The organism is Aeromonas finlandensis (genome assembly GCF_000764645.1).
GTDB classification, from domain to species: domain Bacteria; phylum Pseudomonadota; class Gammaproteobacteria; order Enterobacterales; family Aeromonadaceae; genus Aeromonas; species Aeromonas finlandensis.
In genome coordinates this window covers 1-6,277 of the sequence record NZ_JRGK01000117.1, presented here as the reverse complement: position 1 = coordinate 6,277, position 6,277 = coordinate 1, and the positions used below count along the sequence as shown (strand labels likewise).

Annotated in this window: 5 protein-coding genes and 2 pseudogenes; 4 read left to right on the top strand and 3 right to left on the bottom strand. The window is 53.2% G+C overall.

Going from position 1 to position 6,277, the window contains the following annotated elements:
• Together LD28_RS23665 and LD28_RS0110705 are read left to right on the top strand one after the other, a co-directional pair.
• Positions 1-229 (top strand): hypothetical protein (locus LD28_RS23665; RefSeq protein ID WP_206538747.1); only part of this gene is annotated, 229 nt, incomplete at its 5' end.
• A complete protein-coding gene (locus tag LD28_RS0110705) occupies positions 226-1,578 on the top strand; it encodes an MFS transporter (RefSeq protein ID WP_050514299.1) in 1,353 nt (450 codons plus the stop codon). The genes LD28_RS23665 and LD28_RS0110705, both read left to right, overlap by 4 nt.
• An 83-nt stretch (positions 1,579-1,661) precedes the next feature.
• Here the strand turns inward: LD28_RS0110705 and LD28_RS22255 are convergent.
• Positions 1,662-2,113, bottom strand: a pseudogene (locus tag LD28_RS22255) (integrase core domain-containing protein); the annotation flags it as partial.
• 66 nt (positions 2,114-2,179) lie between these two features.
• On the bottom strand, positions 2,180-3,424 hold the full coding sequence (locus LD28_RS0110700; RefSeq protein WP_033136955.1) for a lipase family alpha/beta hydrolase: 1,245 nt from the start codon (positions 3,422-3,424) through the stop codon (positions 2,180-2,182).
• A gap of 227 nt (positions 3,425-3,651) precedes the next feature.
• Between LD28_RS0110700 and LD28_RS0110695 the strand changes: the two genes are divergently transcribed.
• Positions 3,652-4,641 carry a Wadjet anti-phage system protein JetD domain-containing protein gene (locus LD28_RS0110695; RefSeq protein WP_033136954.1) on the top strand — a complete coding sequence of 330 codons (990 nt, stop codon included), beginning with the start codon at positions 3,652-3,654 and terminating at the stop codon, positions 4,639-4,641.
• A 49-nt stretch (positions 4,642-4,690) separates the two neighbouring features.
• On the opposite strand, the gene LD28_RS0110690 is transcribed toward LD28_RS0110695, so the two are convergent.
• Entirely contained in the window at positions 4,691-5,287 is a 597-nt protein-coding gene (locus LD28_RS0110690) for a hypothetical protein (RefSeq protein ID WP_033136953.1), read from the bottom strand.
• Between the two features lie 584 nt (positions 5,288-5,871).
• On the opposite strand from LD28_RS0110690, the pseudogene LD28_RS0110685 reads away from it, so the two are divergent.
• Positions 5,872-6,277 (top strand): annotated as a pseudogene (locus LD28_RS0110685) (knotted carbamoyltransferase YgeW); the annotation flags it as partial.

Genomic DNA, 6,277 nt, shown 5'->3' with positions numbered 1-6,277 from the left:
AGCTCTTATCGCAGGAAGTACCAAATTACTAGACTTGGGTAAAAACATCATTGCATTTGAACGCTCGTTTAACGGCGTGCGATTCATTGTTATAGTGAATTTATCTAAAGATGCCACAAGTATTAAAACGATAGATTTTCATGGTTTAACAGATTTAATGTCGAATAATTTTAGTAATACTAATCTGTCCGGTTATGGTTACGTTATATTAAAAGGCATTACACTATGAAAATTGCATTGAAAGAGAAAGTTGGCTATGGTTTAGGTGATTTGGGATGTAATGTCATATTTCAAACGGTTATGGCATATTTAATGTTTTACTATACAGATATTGCGCTAATTAATGCAGCAACAGTTGGGGTTATTTTCCTGATGACTCGCATTATTGATGCCATTTCAGATCCCGTCATGGGGTTCATCATTGATAAAACAAATACGCGATATGGTCGTTTTCGGCCGTATCTATTATTTGGGTCAGTGTTTCTTGGCTTAACTGCATTCGCTTGTTTTACTATTCCAGTTGATTATAGTGAGAACGGTAAGATTGCGTATGCTGCAATAACCTACATAGTACTTAGCATTGCTTATACAGTTGTTAACATTCCTTATTCGGCATTAACTTCAGCGATATCAGCCGACCCCGATGAGCGCACAAAGATCACGGCAATTCGTGTTATGTTTGCAGTTTTATCAGGTTTAGTCGTCGCTCAAATTGGTAACCTTGTTGATTTCTTTGGTGAAGGCGACAAATTACTTGGCTACCGTTATGCGATTGGTTTTGCGGCATTTCTTTCCACGGCATTGCTTTGGATAACTTTTGCAACCACAAAAGAGCGTTGTATTGCTGATTCAAAAAGTGAAACGAGTTACACCCTAAAAGATTGTGTGAGATTACTTTCCAATAATAGACCTCTCATTATCCTGTCAATAGTATTCTTAATGACCATGACAGCAGGTTTTATCTCATTCTCTATGAATATTTACTTCTTGGAGCATGTAATGAAACGCCCAGACCTGATTGGTACGTCAATCATGGTCGGTACTATCACTACGTTTTTAGGGACTTTTTTTGTTCCTATAGTAACTAAAATGTATGGTAAAAAAGAGACTGCCATTGTTATATTGGCTGCTTTTGGGGTTGCTCATTTATTTTTCGCATGGAACTCCTATAGCGTTAACTCAGTTGAGTTTTATTTTGTGATTGTTGCTGCTAAAGGTTTGCTGAATGCGTTTGCTTGGTCAATGGGTTGGGCGATGCTGCCTGACACTATTGAGTATGGTGAAAAACAGACAGGTATCCGTAGTGAAGGTCTTGTTTACTCTGCGTTTAGCTTCTGTCAAAAGTTGGGCATGGCGTTATCAGGTGTTATTACTGGTTTTGTACTAACTCAATACGGATATGACCCCGAGTCAGGAATTACAACGGCAGCAATGGATGGTATCATTCTTTTATTTTCTTATATTCCTTTTGTTCTTGCTGTATGTGGCTCTCTGCTCCTGAATAAATTCAATCTCTCTACTGATGTACCCGTTCACCGACAGGGGCTTGACGTACACAAGTCGACAGATATGTGGTAATCCCGTTTCTCGGAGATCCTAAACAGGACAGCTAAAATTATCACCTGACACCGGCCTCAAACCGGTGTCTTATTTATGCTACTTTAAGTGCGCACTTCCTTCTGTATCAATTTCAGACCCTTCTTGAGCATGTTGTGGGGGTATGTCCTTCCGTCATCCTGCCCTGATGTGGCCGCTGGTTGTTGTAGTGTTCCAGATAGCTGTCCAGGTCTGTCTGCATTTGCCCCACCGACTCATACCTGATTGTCCGCCCTTTGATGCGGAAGTGTTCATCCAGCAAGGTGCAACCGCTCGATAACGCCATTGCGCGGCGGCTTGCGCACCTTGGAGGTCCGGTATTCAATCCCCTCTCAAGTTGCAGGAACAGCTCGTAGGGATGAGGGTCAGGGCGCCGATAGAACTCGCGCCCGTTGTTCGACAGGATGGTATAGCGCTGTGCCTCAAGGGCTTCAAAGAACGGCTGTATCGGTTCGTTGAACACATGGACTGAGGTGACCGGCAGCTTGCTGGTGTAGAGCCGTCCCCAGGCGTGGCGGCAATTGTCAGGTGAATACCATCTCAATATATAAGCCGAAGCGCTGCTGCCGAATTTACACCACCTTCACGGATGTGACCCTGTTTTGAGCCAGTGCAGCAGTTGCTGGCCCACCTGGGGGCTGCCGAGCAGGGCCATATGGCTGGTGCGATAGACAATCAGGGTATGAGCGGGAAGGAAGGCCAGCTGATGGCGCGCCTCGCTGTGCTGGCCGAGTGCGCTGCGCAGGGGCACCAGTCCATCGCCAATCAGCCGGTCAGCCAGCAGGCTGCGCTTGGCGGCAGTGGTCGCGGCGATGGCATAGCAGTTGGCGCCGCTGGGCAAGGGGAGTGGCGCACGGGGATCAGGTGAGGGCACGGCGGGATCGGGTGGGGCGACGGCATCGATCACCTTGCCGTGACGCAGATCCTTGATGCCTGTGCTGCGCAGTCGAGCCAGCCTGACGAAGGGTTCGCTGTAGGCGGTGGCGGGCAGCAGCTGCTCCAGCCAGTGCCCGGCGTGCTCGAGCGGCGCGCCGTGATGTGGCGTGCCGAGAAAGATCAGGTTGGCAAGGCGCGCGGGCCAGCCGAGCCCGGCCACGTTGGCATGGTGGCAGGCGCTGCGCGCAACCAGTCCTCCCATGCTGTAGCCCAGTACGCTGATCTCTTTTAGTTTCCCCGGCCAATGGGCGAGCAGCTGTTCCAGCAACTGGGCAAGTTGCTGCCCGTTCTGTGCAATGGACATTCCTGAGTTGTAACGCAGATAGAGGGGCTGATAGCCGAGTGCAGTGGCAAGCTGTTCCCCATGATTGACCGGCTTGCCCTGATGCTGGGTGTGCCACTGCAGATCGTTCATGCAGAGGCCATGGACCATCAACAGCACCCGTCCCTCGTGAGGTAGATCAATCGGCATGGCCTGCCAATCGAGGGGCTTGCCTTGATAGCGCAGGGTCATGGGGGTAGCGAGGGCATTTTTGTGCTCGACCAGCTTGTCCCCCATGACGCCGTTGAGGGTGGCGATAAGGGCCGCGCGTTTCGGGGTTTCGGGAATATGGTGTGGCGGCGGTGTGGGTGGCAGACGGGTCAGCAGCCCGTTGATACCGCTCGCCAGAGTGTTGGCTGCGCCGTGCACCCCCTTGTAGACGAGCCCGGTGATCCCGGCCGTCTTCCCCTCATCCCGTCCTTTGATCCCCATCCCGCTGAGCACCGCCTGATGCACCTCTTCGGTGATCTGCACGGCGGCGGGCAGCGCCAGAGTCAGCAGTTGCGCCAGCTCGCGGATATCCGAAAGGTGCCAGGAAGATGAAGGCGGTAGGTCTGTGGCGTCAGTCATAGCAAGCCCTTGTGGAAGCGGGTATCGCGTAGTCAGCCCGTGCCGCACGGCGGCAGCATAACTCTATACCAGACCAGCTTGCGCCGTTTACCTCGGCTTTACCAGTCTCTGGTGGCGCAGTGCAGGACATCGCGGTGCTGATGATAACCGCTTGCGAAGCGGGTCACGGTAACTGCGGGAAAAAACACATCTACTTCTTTATATGACACCGTGAGGGAGAGGTGAGGATGTCGCTGTTTGCTGAGAGTCGGGTGCAGGAGCTTTGTGTCCGCTTGCTCGATAGCCAGAACGAGAAGGGCTGCTCCCTTGAGAGCCGACATGGTCGTGAGTTGCTGGCTCTGCTGCAGGCAGTTGGCGGGCTAAGACCCGTCGGGCGCAGTGCCCGTTATGCACTGACCGAGGCGGGGCGGACTTACCTTACCGGACAACTGGCGCAGGTGGTGCCCCCCGAACCGGACAAGCGTGAGCAACTGCAAAGCCTTGGAGTGACTTTGCCATCACAGCTCAATCAGGCCAGCTTTCATGCGCTTTGGCACGGTGACAGCAAGCATCCCCGCGCACTCTGCCCTGCGGACCCACTGCTTGCGGATCTGACGCTCACCCAGGATGAGGTGATCCGCATCCGCACACGGGATCCGCTCTCACTGGTCGACCGGCATGGCCAGCAGCACGATATGACGGCGGTGATAGCGCTGCTGGGTGAGCTGGCCTTGCCGGAGCGGGCACTGGCTATGCTGGCGGCTATCGGCTGGCAAGGGGAGCGGGTCATTACGGTGGAGAACAAGGGGGCCTTTGTCGACTACCCGCTGCAACCCGGGCAACTGCTGCTCTTTGCCCCCGGTCGCAATACCACGCTGGCCAAACAGCTGATCCCGTTGTTGCCAGCGGGGGTGACGTGGGCCCATTTTGGCGATCTCGATCAACGGGGAATTGATATTGCCGTCGAGCTGGCGCGTGAGCTACAGCGTCCGGCCATGCTCTGGCTCCCCTGTGATCTGCAGCCCTATCTGGATCACTACGCCCGCCCGGTACGCAGTTTTGCAGCGGGCAGTGGCAAGGTGCCCTGGCGGTCGACAGCGCGGGTTGATGGGAAAGGGGTGAAAGAGTTGCTGCCCTGGCTCGATGCATTGATGACTACCGGGGCGTGGCTGGAGCAGGAGGTGTTGCTTCGGGCCCCGTATTGGCGGAGCTGGGCACTGGAAGAGGGCAATCATTAAGCGTGAAACGGGGAGCCTGGGCTCCCCGTCATAGTGTGGTCAGCAGTGCTTAATTAGCGTTGATCGGACCTTTGGTGCCGGCATCGTTATCGACCCAGCCATCTTCACCCTTGAGGCGGCGATCCCCCTGAATGGTGTAGATGACCATGCCATCCTTGAACACCAGCGCCCCATCGGATTTTTTGGCTTTGACCTTCTTGTTGTTGACCCACACCTGATCCTTGCCATCAATGCGGATATTGGCCACGGTGGCGCCGGTTTCAGGGAAGGTGGCGATCCAGTTGCCAGCATAGGGGCTGCCACTGGTTGCTGCGGCCGGAGCATTACCAACCCCGGCAGCGGCGTTCTCGGCCTTGGTCTTGTTGATATCGCAGCCGTTGAGCTCGCTTACCTGAGTACAGCCGGAGCGTTCGAGTTTTTGCTTGTAGCTCAGATTCAAGCCCGAGTCGGCGGCAGGGGCAGCCGCAGTGCCAAATCCAGCCTTGGCGTTCTCGGCCTTGCTCTTGTGAATGTCGCAGCCCTGCGCCTCGGTGACCTGGGTGCAGCCGGAGCGCTCCAGTTGCTGGGCATATTTGGCGCTGATGGCGTGGGCGGGGGCGATACCGAGCAGGGTCAGGGTGACGAGCAGTGCAGCATTCCTGGACATAAAAAATACCTCAACGATGTAAATGATGCAGGTTCACCGCGGCATCAGTGGCAGTGAACAACAGCCACTCGCGGGCATCCGGGATAGATGCGGGAGCAGGCCTATTCACGGTAGCACTTTTGGCCCCAAGCGCCCAGACAGCAGGGAAAATGGCGGAGTGGGGAGGGCGCCTGTGGTAGTGACGTGCTGATATATAACGTGGTGATATCAGTGCAGTCGACACAATTATCATAATGATAACCAAGGCTCCGGTTATATCATTTCTATCCCCAACCTGTGTCATTGGTGATAATTCTCACTCATCCCAAAATAGTCGCACTTACAAATATTCAGCGATGTGCTCACAGGGCTGTGGCAGCACAGCCGATTTTGTTTGAGAAAAGGCTGAAATAGACCGATTTTTTGTGGAGTACATCACATATTTTTTTCAGTTGTTCTTATTGGTACATATTTTTTTAGTTTGGCACGGTTATTGATTGCCTTACATCGACGCTAACCGATGCGCTCACCAATAACAAAGTCGCTGGTGACATCGTGAGTGAAAGGGGAGCTATCCATATATCATCCAATGATTGGGGCGAACGATGAAAGCTGTTAATGAATTAATCAAAGAGATCAAAGCACTCAAATCCAACCTGCACGAAAAAGATTTTCTGCTGACTTGGGAGCAAACTCCTCAAGAGCTGGAGCTGGTATTGAAGCTGGCTGAATCCCTCAAGACCCTGCGTGCCGAAAATATCTCTACCAAACTGTTTAATAGCGGGCTCGGTATCTCGGTTTTCCGCGATAACTCCACCCGAACCCGCTTCTCTTATGCCTCCGCGCTGAACCTGCTCGGTCTGGCCCAGCAGGATCTGGATGAGGGCAAATCCCAGATCGCCCACGGTGAAACCGTCCGTGAAACGGCCAACATGATCTCCTTCTGCGCCGATGCCATCGGTATTCGTGACGACATGTTCCTCGGCGCCGGTAACGCCTATATGCGTGAAG

What these genes read in the sequence shown, in the direction of transcription:
- LD28_RS0110705 (WP_050514299.1), top strand. Translation starts at nt 226, where the DNA reads ATGAAAATTGCATTGAAAGAGAAAGTTGGCTATGGTTTAGGTGATTTG.
- LD28_RS0110700 (WP_033136955.1), bottom strand. Translation starts at nt 3,424, where the DNA reads ATGACTGACGCCACAGACCTACCGCCTTCATCTTCCTGGCACCTTTCG.
- LD28_RS0110695 (WP_033136954.1), top strand. Translation starts at nt 3,652, where the DNA reads ATGTCGCTGTTTGCTGAGAGTCGGGTGCAGGAGCTTTGTGTCCGCTTG.
- LD28_RS0110690 (WP_033136953.1), bottom strand. Translation starts at nt 5,287, where the DNA reads ATGTCCAGGAATGCTGCACTGCTCGTCACCCTGACCCTGCTCGGTATC.